Source organism: Methanobrevibacter sp., assembly GCF_045116495.1.
GTDB lineage: Archaea > Methanobacteriota > Methanobacteria > Methanobacteriales > Methanobacteriaceae > Methanocatella.
Genome location: NZ_JBGULU010000081.1, coordinates 1 through 13,530 on the forward strand (window position 1 = coordinate 1; position 13,530 = coordinate 13,530).

Sequence of the window (13,530 nt, forward strand, 5' to 3'; positions counted from 1 at the left end):
TTTAAATGAGTAAGATTGCTAATGCATTTAAAAATGGAAAAGCTTTTATCGGATTTTTGACTGCCGGAGATCCAAGCATAGAAAAAACAGTTGAATTCATATTGGCTATGGAAGAAGCAGGATGTGATTTGATAGAAATAGGCATTCCATTTTCAGACCCTATGGCAGAAGGTGTTGTAATTCAGGATGCAAATGTGCGTGCATTAAAACACAATACAACAACCGATGATGTTTTTGATATAGTAAAAGCGGTTCGCGCTAAAAGTGATGTTCCCCTTGTATTCCTGACTTATATTAATCCTGTTTTCTTTTATGGTTATGAAAAATTCTTTAAGAAATGTAATGAGTTAGGTGTTGACGGCATTATCTCTCCTGATTTACCTTATGAGGAAAAAGGAGAAATTGTCGATATTGCTCGCAAAAATGATGTCGATGTTATCTCATTGATTGCTCCAACTTCCAAAGAAAGAATTCAAAAGATTGCCAGTGATGCAAGTGGTTTTATTTATGTGGTTTCATCATTGGGAGTAACAGGAATGAGATCTGAAATAAAAACAGATTTAAAATCAATTTTAAAAGATATCCGTGATGTAACAGACTTGCCTTTAGCTGTTGGATTTGGCATCAATACTCCCGAACAGGCTAGAAATATCGGTGAAATTGCTGATGGGGTTATTGTTGGCAGCGCTATTGTAAAAATAATTGAGGAATATGGTGAAGATGCAACATCCGTATTGAAAGAGTATGTTTCAAGCATGAAAAAGGCTTGCAATTAAAAATTTCAAATAATGAAAACACTTATTAAATAATAAATATAAAAATATATTCATAATATATAATTTTAACTAAGAGGATTATTTATGTTTAAAGCAGAATTAAGTGATTCTAATATATTAAAAACCAGTTTTGATGCTATTTCATCAATTGTAGATGAAGTACAGATTCAAACTGACAGTGAAGGCATGAGATTAGATGCCTTAGACCGTAGTCACATAACTTTCGTACATTTAGAACTTAAATCAAGTTTATTTGATGAATATGTTTGTGATGTTCCAGAAAAGATTAACATTGACACTGATGAATTTATGAGAGTACTTAAACGTGCTAAATCTCAAGACAGGGTATTGATGTCTGTAGATGAAGGTAATTTCATCATTACCTTTGAAGGTGATGCTACAAGAACTTTCAAAATAAGATTAATCGATATTGAGTATGATAACCCTGTTCCACCTCAAATCGAACATCCAACATCATTTAAAGTTCGTTTCTCTATCTTAAAAGATTGTATCAACGATATTGATATCTTTTCAGATAAAATTGCTTTCCAAGTTGATGAAGATTACTTCATTGCATCTGCTGACGGTGAATTTGGAGATGCTAGCATCAAATATCTTCACGGAGAAAATATTAATGAACATGCAAAATCTTTATTCTCCTTGGATAAAATCAGAGAAATGCTCAAAGCAGATAAATTTTCAGAGGAAGCTGAAATTGGCTTAGGTACCGATATGCCTTTAAGTTTAACACTTAATATGGTAACTGGTGACGGTAAACTAAGTTTCTTGCTTGCTCCTAGATTAGAATCAGATGAATAATTTCATTTGATTTACTTTTTTTTATTTTTAAAACATTATATTAGAGATGGTATTAAGTGGATCAATTCTACCAAGACTTGCGACAAATTCAGAAAAAAGAACGTAATAATGCTACATTAGCTCGTGTAGAGGAAGATTTCTATAATCAGCTTCATGAGTATATGGACAGCTTAAGAAAGCAAGCTATTGAAGATCCATTTTCTAATGTTCATGGCGTACTTAAAAATGCTCAGATGATTGCTACAGATATCTGTGAGAGACGTGAAAAGAAAATTACAGAGTCTGCTGTAGTTAATATTCATAGGTCTTACCATCTTTTTACTGGAAAACCTCAATTTGATTTGGTAGATACCACTCCACTGAATCTAACTCCCGAAGAGGAAAGGTTTTACTATTCACTGATTGAGACATTGAAAAATCACAGAGGCAATATTTCACTTGAGAAACTGTCTGAAGACGATGATGAATTGTCTGGTGAAATAAAAACTCAAACTACAACTCTAGTGTCTTCCGAAGAAAGTCCAAAAAGTGAAGAAATCCTGGACAGGGTTGATGAGATTGAAGAGGTCAAGCCAATCGTTGAAGAAAAACCAGAAGCTACTGTTAAAGAAATTCCAGTATCAAAGCCTGATTCTGCCGTCAATGTAAAACCTAAGGAAACAATTTCCAAACCGGATATTGAGGATAATCCAAATGCAGGTGAAGAAGTTGATGAGTTTTATGATTTTGAATCTCAAAAATTAGCTAAAGACATGGAATTGGTTACAATGCTTGTTTTTGATGATGTAGGTCCTATTGTAGGCGTTGATGAAAAAGTATACGGTCCGTTCAGACCTCAGGACTTGGTCACTTTGCCTATGATAAATGCAAAAATATTTTTCAAAAATCGAAAAGGCCGTCAGGTTAGAATTTAGCCATTTTTCCATTAACTTTATATAACTTGTATTACATATATACAGAACATATCTATTTGTGATAATAAAAAATTATATTTTTTATAATTTGGATTTTTGCTGTTTGTAGACTTGATGCGTTACACTACAGTTTTGATCTCTAACATTTTTTGATAAAACTTTAGTTTAGATAAATTTGCGAATGGATTGACAATGATTTATTAATTAAACACTTTTAAAGTGTATTGAACGGTGGAAAAATGAAAATACCAAAAGAAAAAAGAACATACTGTCCTCATTGTAAAAGACACACAATACATGAAGTACACACTGCTAAAAAAAGAAAAGCTAGTGAGTTAACTTGGGGACAAAGACAATTCAGACGTGTCACTGCTGGTTACAGAGGTTATCCTAGGCCTTTACCTGCTGGAAACAAACCAGTTAAAAAATTAGACTTAAGACTTAAATGTAAAGAATGTGGTAAATCTCACATTAAACAATCTTTCAGAACAGGAAAACCTGAATTTGTAGCTAAATAGGTGATTAACATGGTTAGTAATGGTAGAGGAAACTTTTTAAAAGTTAAATGTTTAGATTGTGACAATGAACAAGTAATATTTGATCGTGCAGCATCTGATGTAAAATGTATTATTTGTGGTAAAACTCTTGTCAAATCTCGCGGTGCTAAAGCTAAAATCACCGCACACATTGAAAAAGTTTTAAACTAGATTCCTAGTTTTTAACTTATTTTTTACTATTTTTTTATAATTTTTATTAATGTTGGTGAGAGTATGGTAAGAAAAAGTCAAGAATGGCCTGATGAAGGAGAACTTATTGTAGGTACAGTTTATAAAGTTCTTAATTATGGGGCTTTCGCTAAATTAGAAGAATATCAGGGCAAAGAAGCTTTTATTCATATTTCTGAAGTATCTTCTGGTTGGGTTAAAAATATCAGGGATCATGTAAGGGAAAACCAAAAAATCGTTTGTCGTGTTCTCAGAGTAAACCCTAAAAAAGGGCATGTGGATGCTTCTTTAAAAAGAATCCGTGAAGATCAAAGAACTAAAAAAATCCAACATTGGAAAATTGAGCAAAAGGCTGAAAAATTCTTAGAATTGGCTGCTAAATCATTAGATAAAGATTTAGATACTGCTTACGATGAAGTAGGTTATGAGCTTATGGACATCTTCGGTGATGTTTATGGTGCTTTTGAAACTGCTTCTGATGAAGGTGCAGAATCACTTACTGAAGAAGGAATCCCACAGGATTGGGCGGATGCTATTACTGAAGTAGCTAAAAAGAATATTACTCCTCCTGAAGTACATATTAGTGGTTATGTGGACATTGAAACTTTTGTACCTGACGGAGTTGAAGTCATTATCGCCGCTTTAAAGGCTGCTGAAGATAATGGGGATTCCGAAGAAGAAATTAAAGTACAATGTGTAGGTGCACCAAGATACAGAATTACAGTTAAATCTACTGATTATTTATTGGCAGAAAAAGAGCTTAAAGCTGCTGCTGAAAGATGTATTGCAGTTGTCGAAGAATCTGATGGAAATGGTTCATTTTTAAGAGAATTAGATAACAATTAGATTCTTATGAATATGAAAATGAATAAATGTCCTGAATGTGGAATTTATACTTTAAAGGATGCCTGCCCAAAATGCGGCGGAAAGCTTAAGGTAATCTATCCTCCGAAATTTTCAGTTGAGGATAAATATGGTAAATATAGACGAATATTAAAAAAAGAAGCTATGAAGGAGTAATAGGGTATGGAAACTACAGAAATAACCGTTTTAGAAGACATTGAATTAGACAATCCTATTTTCATCGAAGCATTACCTGGTCTAGGACATGTGGGTAAATTAGCTGCTGATCACATGATTGATGAGTTAGGAGCTACCAAATTTGCAGAAATTTATTCTCCGACATTTCCTCCTCAAGTAATAGTTAAAGATGAAGGTATAATTGAAAATATGCGCAACGAATTATATTACTTAAGAGATGTTGGTGAAGATAATTTAGATTTGATTATTCTTGTAGGCAATACTCAAGCTTTATCCCCTGAAGGACAATATTTAGTTTGTAAAGATATTTTGGAATTCGTTAAAGGTTACGGCATTGATAGAATCTATACATTGGGAGGAATGGTTACAGGCCAACCTACTGAAAGTCCTAGAGTTTTCGGTGCGGCAACCTGCGAAGAAAATATTGAATTATTAAGAGAAGCTGAAATTGAAATTAGAGCTAATGATGGAGGTATTGTCGGTGCATCTGGACTCTTTTTAGGTTTAGCTACCCGTCAACAAATCCAAGGCTCCTGTCTTATGGGTGAAACTCCAGGTTACTTTATTGATGCTGAAGCTGCAGAAGCCATATTAAATAAATTGACCATGTTACTTAATTTTGAAATCAATGTTGATAAATTAGAGGAAAGAGCTGAGGAAACAAGACAAATGATTGCCAAGGCTCAACAAATGGAACAAGATTTAATTAATAAGGCTAATGCTGGAAATGCAGACGATTTAAGATATATTGGATAATTTCAATATATTTTTTTTACTTTTTTTCTCATGAATGTTATTGTTGTTCCTGACACTTCGATGATTGTTATTCCATTGATTGAAAAGAATGGACATACTTATTTATCCCCTTCAAATTTTTCCAGATATGACAATATGGATATTTGTGAAGGCAATTTTGTTTTTGATAACTTGATTAATAAATATTCTTCAAGTGAACTTCCTTCAGGACTAAAAGGAAGATTATACTTATTTTCCCGTGTTGTTGATAAAGCTGATGCGGCCATTATTTTAGGAAAAAGACCAAAAAATCGCCATAAAATGTATAATGCATTAAATGATTTGATCTTGTTTGGAGGAAATGCCTGCAATAATGCACACAGTCTTGAAGTTAAAATTGTCAATGACTTGGATATTCCAACTTTAAGACTTGCTTATCCAACAAATCGAAATCAGATTATAAATCTGATTGATAAAACAAATGATTTTTTAAAAAATTTAGATGATTTTCAAAATTCAGATGATTTGAGTGTTGATTTAACTCTAAAAGAGGAAAAATATCCATTAACTGATGTTAAAAAGATTTTAGATAATTTAATATAATAACACAACAAACCATTAATCATGTTAGTAAATGCAGATTTTCATGTTCACAGTTGTTTTTCAATGGCATCATCTAAGGATATGCTTATTAAAAATATGGCTCCAAAATCCAAATTAAAAGGATTGCAGCTTTTAGGAACTGGTGATGCATTTCATCCGGGATGGCTGGATATCATCGAAGAAAGTACTGATTATTTGGGTGACGGAATCTATGCCTTTGATGATATGAATTTTGTTTTGACAACAGAAGTTGAAGGAAAAAATAAAATTCATCATGTAATAATCATTCCGGATATTAAAATTGCCCGTGAATTATCTGAGAAATTGCCTTCTAAAAATAAAAATCATGATGGAAGGCCTAAAACTCATTTAAACGGTGCAGAGCTTTTGGAACTAGTTCGTGATTATGACTGTTTAATTGGTCCTGCACATGCATTTACTCCATGGACAGGAATGTATAAATCTTTTGACAGCATTTATGATTGCTATGAACATAAACCTGATTTTGTAGAGCTTGGTCTGTCGGCAGACACATTTATGGCCGACACTGTCAGTGAACTTAAGGATTTTCCATTTTTAACAAACTCCGATGCACATTCCCCATGGCCGCACAGACTGGGGAGGGAATTTAATCAGATAGAGCTTGAAGATATTTCATACTCTTCAATCAAAAGCGCAATAAAAAATAGGGACATTAAGGCAAATTATGGTTTGATTCCAAATTTAGGCAAGTACCACATGACTGCATGTACCAAATGCTTCAAATTAATTGATCCTATTATTGCAAAGGAAAATAAAATGAAATGTAGTTGTGGAGGAACTGTTAAAAAGGGTGTTGATTTTAGGATTTCTGAAATTGCAGATTATGCAGAACCGAAACATCCTTCTTTTAGACCGAAATATGTGCATTTGATGCCTCTTGCAGAATTAATATCTACAGTATATGATAAAGGAGTAACAACCAAAACGGTTCAGGGCAAATGGCAGAAATTAATTGATTGCTTTGGAACTGAAATCGATGTTTTAATCAATGTTTCTGTTTCTGAGATTGATAAAATCGATTCAAATATAGCGCCTGCTATTGAAGCGTTTAGAAATGGTACTATAGATGTTATTCCTGGTGGGGGCGGTAAGTATGGTGAAATTTCATTTAATCATGAATTAAAGAAGCCCAAAGCTGAAAAAATCATCACTTTAGATAATTTTTAAAAAAAATAAATACGGACTTGGAGGGATTTGAACCCTCGATCTTAAGATTAGGAGTCTTACGCCCTTCCAGACTAGGCTACAAGCCCATAATTATTAAATTCCGCAAAATATATTTGTAAAAAAAGTCAGTTTGTATAAAGAGCGGACCCGCCGGGATTTGAACCCGGGATCTTCGGATTAGAAGTCCGACGCCCTATCCAGCTAGGCTACGGGCCCTTCATATACAACAATAATAATTCTATTTATCTTATTATATATAGTTATCTATTTTTTAAAAAAAATAAAAAAGATTAAAAATAATCTTTTTATCCTCTACCGGTTGCACCAGTTGCATCACTAACTGATATAGTATCTACTGCGTTACCGTCTTCATCATAGATTGTAAAGTACCAGTATCCATTGGAGTAGTATCCTCCTCCAGCATAACAACCTGGCTCTGCTACAGCACCATTAGCAATACTTTGTGCGGTTGAGTATGATAATTCTGTACTGCTGGAACTTCCACCATTATCGGAACTTCCACCATTGTCGGAACTTCCTCCATAATTATAATCGCTTCCTCCATAATCGCCAGATCCTGAACCTCCATCTGAAGATCCGCCTGATCCTGAACTTCCACTTCCACCAGATCCACTAGTGGTTGCTACGGATTTTGAATTATTTAAATGGGTGGTATTGTTTCCAGTTCCATCACCGTTATTGCCATTTCCGGCCATACTTGATAAGTCAGAGAATATTGGATTATCACTATTTGTCAGTCCGTATGCTGCAACTGCTGCTGCAACACATAATACGATAATTATTGAAATTATTATATTTGCTTTATCCAATTTTTTCCCTCCTTTAAAATTATATCTAGATAATAGTAAAATATAGTTTTTTATATGTTATATATATTTCGATTAAAATTTTGTGGTATAACTTATTAATAATAATATTCATATATTATAATGTTAGTTTCTAATTGCTAATAATTGAGGTGACATATTTGAAAGATAGAGTAGTTATTAAACCAACCTCTCGTCAGGAAGGCCATGCCGAATTGGTCATGGAAGTTGATGACGAAGGTATAGTTACAAAAGGTATGTATTTTAGTATAACTCCTGTTAGGGGTTTAGAAAAGATGGTTCTTAACAAAGCTCCTGAAACAGCACCTGTTTTATGTCAAAGAATTTGTGGAGTATGTCCAATTCCACACACATTAGCTTCTGCAGAAGCAATGGATATGGCATTAGGAATTGAAATTCCTACAGCAGCAAAATTGTTAAGAAAAGCTACTGCAGCAGCACATGGTATTAACAGTGCAGCAATTCACCACTTCTTAGTTGCACCGGATATTGCTAAAGGCGACGATTTCGTCAAAGCAGTTGACAGTGTAAGTGAAATCAGAAAAACTGTACAATATGTTGTAGACATGTGTGCTGGAGAAGGTATCCACCCTGCTGATATTAGAGTAGGTGGTATGGCAAGAAACATTACTCCATTCACTAAAGAAAGATTAATCGAACGTATGACCGCACTTAAACCAAAACTTGAGGCTCACGTTGAATTTATCAAAAATCTCGTTCTTGAAGCAGGATTACCAAAAGACTTAGGTGTAGTTAACCAACCATTAATGGCAATGGATGCTACTTACGGTACTAACGAATTTGATATGGACAAATTCTCAGAAGTTTTACCTGAAGCATGGTATGATGATCCAGAAATTGGAAAAGAAGCATGTTCAGTAATTCCTTTATGGGAAGGTACCAACGTAGAAACCGGTCCTAGAGCAAGAATGGAAAAATTCCAAGGATTCAAAGACAAAGGTGTAGTCGCACAACACGTTGCTCGTGCTGATGAAATGCTCAAAAACTATGACGCATGTTTAGAAGCATTAGATGCAATTGACACCTCTGCTCCTGCAAACGTAAGTTACGATAAAAGAGGAACTGGAGAACTTGGATTTGGTGTTATTGAAGGTCCTAGAGGAACTGATGTACACATGGCACAAGTTAAAGATGGTAAAACTCAATTCTACTCTGCAATTGTACCAACTACTTGGAACATTCCAACTATGGGTCCTGCAACTGAAGGATTCCATCATGAGTTAGGTCCACATGTAATCAGAGCATACGACCCATGTTTATCATGTGCTACTCACGTAATGGTAGTTGACGATGAAGATAAATCCATTCTTAAAAATGAAATGGTGAGAATCTAAGTAAATTGGAGGAATTTAATGCCTTATCATTCGGATATAATTGTTATTGGATGCGGAAATATATTATTTAAAGATGATGGATTCGGTCCAGTTCTTATAAATATATTGCAGAAATATTTCAACGATGCTAATGACTATTATGATCCAGCTGTTACTTCATATGTGGAAGAGGAATTCAATAAAGATATTTTAGAAGAAATAAAAGAAAAATTTGAGGATGTGACATTGCCTGAAGGCGTTCAATTCATTGATGGCGGAACTGCGGCTCCAACAAATTTCTTCCCATTATACACTGAGTATGATTGGAAAAAACTCATAGTTATCGATGTTGTTGAGTTTGATGCAGAACCTGGAACTGTAGATGTATTTGACCCTAATGTAATGCAGAAAGGAAAGTATGACAATCCTCATGGTATGACAGTTGAAAACCCACTTCAAGAAATTTCTCAAAAATGTGAAGTAGTGATTGTTGGTTGTAAACCGGCTGAGATTCCAACTCCGGATGTGGATATGGGTTTAACAGAACCTGTAGAAAAGGCTGTTCCTAAAGCTATAGATATTATTTTAAAAGAAATCGGGGTAAAATAATGTTTGATAAATTGAAAAAAGCTTTTGGCGGTTCAAATGAACCTAAAGCACCAAAAGTAGAAGAAAAAGTTGAAGCTGCTCCTGTAGAAACCAAAGCACCTGCAGAAGAACCTAAAGCTGCTTCAGCAAAACCACGTATTGGTTACATACACTTAAGTGGTTGTACTGGTGATGCAATGTCTTTAACCGAAAACTACGATATTTTATCTACTGTTTTAACTGACATGGTTGACATTGTATACGGACAAACTTTAGTCGATTTATGGGAAATGCCAGAAATGGACTTATGTTTAATTGAAGGATCTGTATGTTTACAAGATGAACACAGTGTTCACGAACTCTTAGAAGCAAGAGAAAAATCCGGATTAATCGCTGCATTTGGTTCATGTGCTATTACCGGTTGTTTCACTACTTTTGCACGTGGTGGTCAACAAGCACAACCTAAACACGAATCTTTCTTACCAATTAACGCATTAATCAAAGTAGATTTAGCACTTCCTGGTTGTCCTGTAGCTCCTGAAATGATTGCTAAAGCAGTTGTTGCTTTATGTGAAGGCGATTTAGACTACTTAAAACCAGCAATGGATTGGGCTGCATGTGATAAAGGATGCGGTTGTGACGTATTAACCAACATTATCCGCCAAGGATTATGTACTGGATGTGGAACTTGTGCTCTTGCATGTCCTACAAGAGCAATGGGCTTTTCAGAAGGTAGACCTAGCTGTGACAGAGACAGATGTATTAAATGTGGTTCTTGCTACATGATGTGTCCAAGATCTTGGTTACCTGAAAGCAGAATTAAAAAGGAAACAGGATTATAGGAGGAATGGATATGCCATTAGGTACTTATAAAGAAGCATTATCTGCAAGATCTACTGAGAAAAAAATCTTAGATGTATCACAAGACGGAGGAATTGTTTCAGCATTACTCTGTTACGCACTCGATGAAGGAATCATTGAAGGTGCAGTTGTAGCTGGAACCCCTGATGATGATTGGAGACCAATTCCTACTGTAGTAACTTCCGCTGATGAAGTTATTGCAGCTGCAGGAACTAAATACTCAATGTCCCCAACCTTATCTGCTTTAAAACAAGCAACCCGTCAATACGGATTAGAAAAAGTTGGTGTTGTAGCAACTCCATGTCAAACCCAAGGTTTAAGAAAAGCACAAGCTTATCCATTCGCTAGATTTGTCGCTGACAAAATCAAATTAATTGTCGGTATCTACTGTATGGAAAACTTCCCTATGGCTTCTCTTGACACCTTCGCTACCGCTAAATTAGGATTTGATAGTTTACAAGATGCAACTAAAATGGACATCGGTAAAGGTAAATTCTGGTTAACTAAAGACGGCGAAGACAGTGGTTTAGCTATTAAAGAAACCCACGGATACGAACAAGCAGGTTGTAACATCTGTCAAGATTACGTATGTGAATGGGCTGACGTATCAACCGGTTCTGTAGGATCTCCTGACGGATGGTCCACTGTTTTAACCAGAACTGATGCTGGTGAATCCGTATTTAAAGCAGCTGTTGACGCTGGTTTAATCGAAACCAAACCAATGGATGATGTAAAACCAGGTCTTCCTTTACTTGAAAAATTAGCTAAAGGTAAAAAAGACAAAAATACTGCAGAACGTGAAAGAAGAGCTAAAATGGGAGTTAAAATCCCTGCTATATACTAAATCTTCTTTCTTTTTTTCTTTTTTTTATTGATATTTAACCTATTTTTGTGATGATTTTTTTTAAAAATAAGTGTGGTGTTTGAAGAGAATGAATCTCTTCTAGATGGTTGTAACTGTACAGCCTTCTTTTTCAATTATTAAAGTATGCTCTTTTTGACTTACAAAGCAGTCCTGTTTTTCGCGAAGTGGAGCATAAGGATAAATTGCCATTGCATCGGACAATTGTTTTAGTGCAATTGCACCTTTTCTATCCCCAAATTCATCGGTTATCCATCTTCCTGAAAACGGAACATATTTATGATGGTGCTGAATGTATTTCAGAACTCTCTGTGTGCTTTTCATTCTGAATGGTTTATTTGCCATATATGAGAAAATATAGTGGCCCGGAGCATCATTCACAATACCTTCGCCGTTGGTTGCAAAAGGTTCGATTGCTATTGCTTGACCTTCCTCTAAAACATAGCCGTCATTGTTGTCATAATTTGGAATGGAAATTCCCGCATGCAGATTATATTGTTCCAGACTGTGACCTGTCAGATTAAAAATAGGATTTAGTTTATATTCGGATATAGCTTCGTGTACTGCCGCACCAATTTTTGATACTTCAATTCCTGCCCTTGCGGTTGCAATTGCAGCTTCAAGGCCTGCAGCTGACGCTTCGATTATCTCTTCATGTAGGTTAATTTCATCCTGAGTATAGTTTTCATCAATGTTTCCGCTGGCAACCACAGTTACTGCAGAATCCGCAATATATCCGTCAATCATAGCGCCCAAATCTAATTTAACCATATCTCCTGCCTTAAACCTTGTTTGGTCTCCTGCAGGGGAGGTATAGTGTGCCGCAATTTCATTAATGGATACATTGCATGGGAATGCAATTTCAGCGCCTGCCTTTAAAATTTCGCTTTCCACATAATTTACTAAATCAATCACCAATGCTCCATCTGTAATCATTTTTGAAGCTTCGCTGCGAATCTCTGAAACAATTTTTCCGGATTTAATATAAGATTCCATCATAAATTTTTACCTTCTTTATTAAATAATTAATTATTTATTTGATAAAGTTTATATAATATTTTATATTTATTGAATATTGGAGGTTATCAAATGGATGTTCCAACAATACCTGACCAAATGTTTTACTTAATCATTTTGGTTATTGTTGCAATTGTATTGATTATTATAGTTTTTCAATGGAGAAAAGTTGCACAATCTAAAAATTCAATTTTAATGCTTGAAAAGGAAATTGAACTTAAAAAGATGTCAATGGTTGAAAAAGACATTGAATCTAAAAGATTAATGGAGAATCCAATTCCATTGCCACAAGAGCAACAAGACAGCCTTTCAGCTATTAGGCAATCTACAACAGAAGTTAGAAGCAATGTGGGTTATTTACACTCTGAAATTAATGAAAGATTGGCTAGACTTGAAGCTGAAACTGAACAAAGAAAATTAGAAAAAATGCTTAAGGAAATTGAGGAAAAAGAAGCTAAACTTAAAAAAATGAATAAATAGGTGGTAATATGGATGCTATGGAAGCGGTTGCAGTAATTATTTTAGTTGTTGCGATTGTTGTTTTAGTTTACTATTATTTATTAAATAGCCCAGCAACTGTGAATAAGTTGCGCAGCTATGTGCCAACCAGTGCGGATGCTCACATGAATGAAATTTTAGGCAGATCAAATCAGGATGCTGAATACGATTTAGCTAAAGATGAAGTATCCGTTCAAAAAGGGGATTCCGAATCAATGAGTAAAAGAATCAAAGTTAAATTAAGTGATATTGATATGTCTTCACTTAATAATGAAGCATTTTCTAATAAAATCGATGCTTTCTTTGATGCAAAAAGTGATCAGCTAATTAAAGATTGGTCATTGGCCACTACAAATGATTTGGAAGAACTTGAATCCAAATTTTCAGAAACTACTGCCAGTGTGGATGATTTGGATAAAAGCTTTAAGGAATTTAAAGAATCATCCGAAGAATTCCAGAAAGTTACTGAAGACAGGTTGGATGATTTGGATAAAAGAATTGAATCATTAGAAAATAAATAATTTATTTTCTTTGATTTTTTCTTGATTTATAGAAAGGTTTATATATTATCTAAACTAATAGTAATAATGTACCTTTATACTATTTTTGTTTGTATAGCAGGGTGGGGTAGTCTGGTGATCCCGCGGGGCTCATAACCCCGAGATCCCTAGTTCAAATCTAGGCCCTGCTACTTTTAATT

The 13,530-nt window shown here is 34.6% G+C and carries 18 protein-coding genes and 3 tRNA genes; 17 read left to right on the forward strand and 4 right to left on the reverse strand.

Annotated elements, in window-relative coordinates; genetic code table 11:
• The first annotated feature begins 5 nt into the window (after positions 1 to 5).
• From trpA to ACJMLH_RS04155, 10 genes are all read left to right on the forward strand, one after another.
• Positions 6 to 776 carry a tryptophan synthase subunit alpha gene (gene trpA, locus ACJMLH_RS04110; RefSeq protein ID WP_405275025.1) on the forward strand — a complete coding sequence of 257 codons (771 nt, stop codon included), beginning with the start codon at positions 6 to 8 and terminating at the stop codon, positions 774 to 776.
• Between the two features lie 84 nt (positions 777 to 860).
• Complete coding sequence (gene pcn / locus ACJMLH_RS04115; RefSeq protein WP_405274996.1) at positions 861 to 1,595, forward strand: proliferating cell nuclear antigen (pcna); 735 nt, start codon at positions 861 to 863, stop codon at positions 1,593 to 1,595.
• 56 nt (positions 1,596 to 1,651) lie between these two features.
• On the forward strand, positions 1,652 to 2,509 hold the full coding sequence (locus tag ACJMLH_RS04120) for a hypothetical protein (protein ID WP_405274998.1): 858 nt from the start codon (positions 1,652 to 1,654) through the stop codon (positions 2,507 to 2,509).
• A gap of 239 nt (positions 2,510 to 2,748) precedes the next feature.
• Positions 2,749 to 3,027, forward strand: coding sequence for a 50S ribosomal protein L44e (locus tag ACJMLH_RS04125; protein ID WP_296804091.1), 279 nt, complete (start codon positions 2,749 to 2,751; stop codon positions 3,025 to 3,027).
• A gap of 9 nt (positions 3,028 to 3,036) precedes the next feature.
• The gene (locus ACJMLH_RS04130; protein WP_303345555.1) at positions 3,037 to 3,216 is read left to right on the forward strand and encodes a 30S ribosomal protein S27e; all 180 of its coding nucleotides are present in this window, start codon (positions 3,037 to 3,039) and stop codon (positions 3,214 to 3,216) included.
• A 63-nt stretch (positions 3,217 to 3,279) separates the two neighbouring features.
• The gene (locus tag ACJMLH_RS04135) at positions 3,280 to 4,080 is read left to right on the forward strand and encodes a translation initiation factor IF-2 subunit alpha (RefSeq protein ID WP_405275001.1); all 801 of its coding nucleotides are present in this window, start codon (positions 3,280 to 3,282) and stop codon (positions 4,078 to 4,080) included.
• 6 nt (positions 4,081 to 4,086) lie between these two features.
• Entirely contained in the window at positions 4,087 to 4,254 is a 168-nt protein-coding gene (locus ACJMLH_RS04140; RefSeq protein ID WP_405275003.1) for an RNA-protein complex protein Nop10, read from the forward strand.
• A gap of 6 nt (positions 4,255 to 4,260) precedes the next feature.
• Positions 4,261 to 5,031, forward strand: a complete 771-nt coding sequence (locus ACJMLH_RS04145) for a proteasome assembly chaperone family protein (RefSeq protein WP_405275005.1) — start codon at positions 4,261 to 4,263, stop codon at positions 5,029 to 5,031.
• Positions 5,032 to 5,061: 30 nt separating this feature from the next.
• Positions 5,062 to 5,613, forward strand: coding sequence for a DUF2112 family protein (locus ACJMLH_RS04150; RefSeq protein ID WP_405275007.1), 552 nt, complete (start codon positions 5,062 to 5,064; stop codon positions 5,611 to 5,613).
• Between the two features lie 21 nt (positions 5,614 to 5,634).
• Positions 5,635 to 6,822: a TIGR00375 family protein gene (locus tag ACJMLH_RS04155; protein WP_405275009.1), complete on the forward strand. Its 1,188-nt coding sequence runs from the start codon at positions 5,635 to 5,637 to the stop codon at positions 6,820 to 6,822.
• Positions 6,823 to 6,834: 12 nt separating this feature from the next.
• On the opposite strand, the gene ACJMLH_RS04160 is transcribed toward ACJMLH_RS04155, so the two are convergent.
• The 3 genes from ACJMLH_RS04160 to ACJMLH_RS04170 form a co-directional block, all read right to left on the reverse strand.
• Positions 6,835 to 6,908 (reverse strand) — tRNA-Arg (locus ACJMLH_RS04160).
• A 56-nt stretch (positions 6,909 to 6,964) separates the two neighbouring features.
• Positions 6,965 to 7,038: transfer RNA gene (locus ACJMLH_RS04165), tRNA-Arg, on the reverse strand.
• An 89-nt stretch (positions 7,039 to 7,127) separates the two neighbouring features.
• On the reverse strand, positions 7,128 to 7,652 hold the full coding sequence (locus ACJMLH_RS04170) for an endoglucanase (RefSeq protein WP_405275011.1): 525 nt from the start codon (positions 7,650 to 7,652) through the stop codon (positions 7,128 to 7,130).
• A gap of 158 nt (positions 7,653 to 7,810) precedes the next feature.
• Here ACJMLH_RS04170 and frhA point away from each other — a divergent pair, with 158 nt between their 5' ends.
• The 4 genes from frhA to frhB are packed head-to-tail and all read left to right on the forward strand — an operon-like array spanning position 7,811 to position 11,297.
• Positions 7,811 to 9,025: a coenzyme F420 hydrogenase subunit alpha gene (frhA, locus tag ACJMLH_RS04175; protein ID WP_405275013.1), complete on the forward strand. Its 1,215-nt coding sequence runs from the start codon at positions 7,811 to 7,813 to the stop codon at positions 9,023 to 9,025.
• 18 nt (positions 9,026 to 9,043) lie between these two features.
• A complete protein-coding gene (gene frhD / locus ACJMLH_RS04180) occupies positions 9,044 to 9,613 on the forward strand; it encodes a coenzyme F420-reducing hydrogenase, FrhD protein (protein ID WP_405275015.1) in 570 nt (189 codons plus the stop codon).
• Entirely contained in the window at positions 9,613 to 10,434 is an 822-nt protein-coding gene (frhG, locus tag ACJMLH_RS04185; protein ID WP_405275017.1) for a coenzyme F420 hydrogenase subunit gamma, read from the forward strand. Before frhD ends, frhG begins: the two co-directional genes overlap by 1 nt.
• 11 nt (positions 10,435 to 10,445) lie before the next feature.
• Positions 10,446 to 11,297, forward strand: coding sequence for a coenzyme F420 hydrogenase subunit beta (frhB, locus tag ACJMLH_RS04190; RefSeq protein ID WP_405275027.1), 852 nt, complete (start codon positions 10,446 to 10,448; stop codon positions 11,295 to 11,297).
• A gap of 99 nt (positions 11,298 to 11,396) precedes the next feature.
• Here the strand turns inward: frhB and map are convergent, their stop codons facing one another.
• A complete protein-coding gene (gene map / locus ACJMLH_RS04195; RefSeq protein ID WP_405275019.1) occupies positions 11,397 to 12,314 on the reverse strand; it encodes a type II methionyl aminopeptidase in 918 nt (305 codons plus the stop codon).
• A gap of 90 nt (positions 12,315 to 12,404) precedes the next feature.
• Here map and ACJMLH_RS04200 point away from each other — a divergent pair, with 90 nt between their 5' ends.
• The 3 genes from ACJMLH_RS04200 to ACJMLH_RS04210 all read left to right on the forward strand — a co-directional run bounded on the left by ACJMLH_RS04200 (position 12,405) and on the right by ACJMLH_RS04210 (position 13,521).
• Positions 12,405 to 12,812, forward strand: coding sequence for a hypothetical protein (locus ACJMLH_RS04200; RefSeq protein ID WP_405275021.1), 408 nt, complete (start codon positions 12,405 to 12,407; stop codon positions 12,810 to 12,812).
• An 8-nt stretch (positions 12,813 to 12,820) separates the two neighbouring features.
• Positions 12,821 to 13,351 (forward strand): hypothetical protein, encoded by a 531-nt coding sequence (locus ACJMLH_RS04205; RefSeq protein WP_405275023.1) that lies wholly within the window; start codon positions 12,821 to 12,823, stop codon positions 13,349 to 13,351.
• 95 nt (positions 13,352 to 13,446) lie between these two features.
• A tRNA-Met gene (locus tag ACJMLH_RS04210) sits at positions 13,447 to 13,521 on the forward strand.
• The last annotated feature ends 9 nt before the right edge of the window (positions 13,522 to 13,530 follow it).

What these genes read in the sequence shown, in the direction of transcription:
- trpA (WP_405275025.1), top strand. Translation starts at nt 6, where the DNA reads ATGAGTAAGATTGCTAATGCATTTAAAAATGGAAAAGCTTTTATCGGA.
- pcn (WP_405274996.1), top strand. Translation starts at nt 861, where the DNA reads ATGTTTAAAGCAGAATTAAGTGATTCTAATATATTAAAAACCAGTTTT.
- ACJMLH_RS04125 (WP_296804091.1), top strand. Translation starts at nt 2,749, where the DNA reads ATGAAAATACCAAAAGAAAAAAGAACATACTGTCCTCATTGTAAAAGA.
- ACJMLH_RS04130 (WP_303345555.1), top strand. Translation starts at nt 3,037, where the DNA reads ATGGTTAGTAATGGTAGAGGAAACTTTTTAAAAGTTAAATGTTTAGAT.
- ACJMLH_RS04135 (WP_405275001.1), top strand. Translation starts at nt 3,280, where the DNA reads ATGGTAAGAAAAAGTCAAGAATGGCCTGATGAAGGAGAACTTATTGTA.
- ACJMLH_RS04140 (WP_405275003.1), top strand. Translation starts at nt 4,087, where the DNA reads ATGAATATGAAAATGAATAAATGTCCTGAATGTGGAATTTATACTTTA.
- ACJMLH_RS04145 (WP_405275005.1), top strand. Translation starts at nt 4,261, where the DNA reads ATGGAAACTACAGAAATAACCGTTTTAGAAGACATTGAATTAGACAAT.
- ACJMLH_RS04150 (WP_405275007.1), top strand. Translation starts at nt 5,062, where the DNA reads ATGAATGTTATTGTTGTTCCTGACACTTCGATGATTGTTATTCCATTG.
- ACJMLH_RS04155 (WP_405275009.1), top strand. Translation starts at nt 5,635, where the DNA reads ATGTTAGTAAATGCAGATTTTCATGTTCACAGTTGTTTTTCAATGGCA.
- frhD (WP_405275015.1), top strand. Translation starts at nt 9,044, where the DNA reads ATGCCTTATCATTCGGATATAATTGTTATTGGATGCGGAAATATATTA.
- frhG (WP_405275017.1), top strand. Translation starts at nt 9,613, where the DNA reads ATGTTTGATAAATTGAAAAAAGCTTTTGGCGGTTCAAATGAACCTAAA.
- frhB (WP_405275027.1), top strand. Translation starts at nt 10,446, where the DNA reads ATGCCATTAGGTACTTATAAAGAAGCATTATCTGCAAGATCTACTGAG.
- map (WP_405275019.1), bottom strand. Translation starts at nt 12,314, where the DNA reads ATGATGGAATCTTATATTAAATCCGGAAAAATTGTTTCAGAGATTCGC.
- ACJMLH_RS04200 (WP_405275021.1), top strand. Translation starts at nt 12,405, where the DNA reads ATGGATGTTCCAACAATACCTGACCAAATGTTTTACTTAATCATTTTG.
- ACJMLH_RS04205 (WP_405275023.1), top strand. Translation starts at nt 12,821, where the DNA reads ATGGATGCTATGGAAGCGGTTGCAGTAATTATTTTAGTTGTTGCGATT.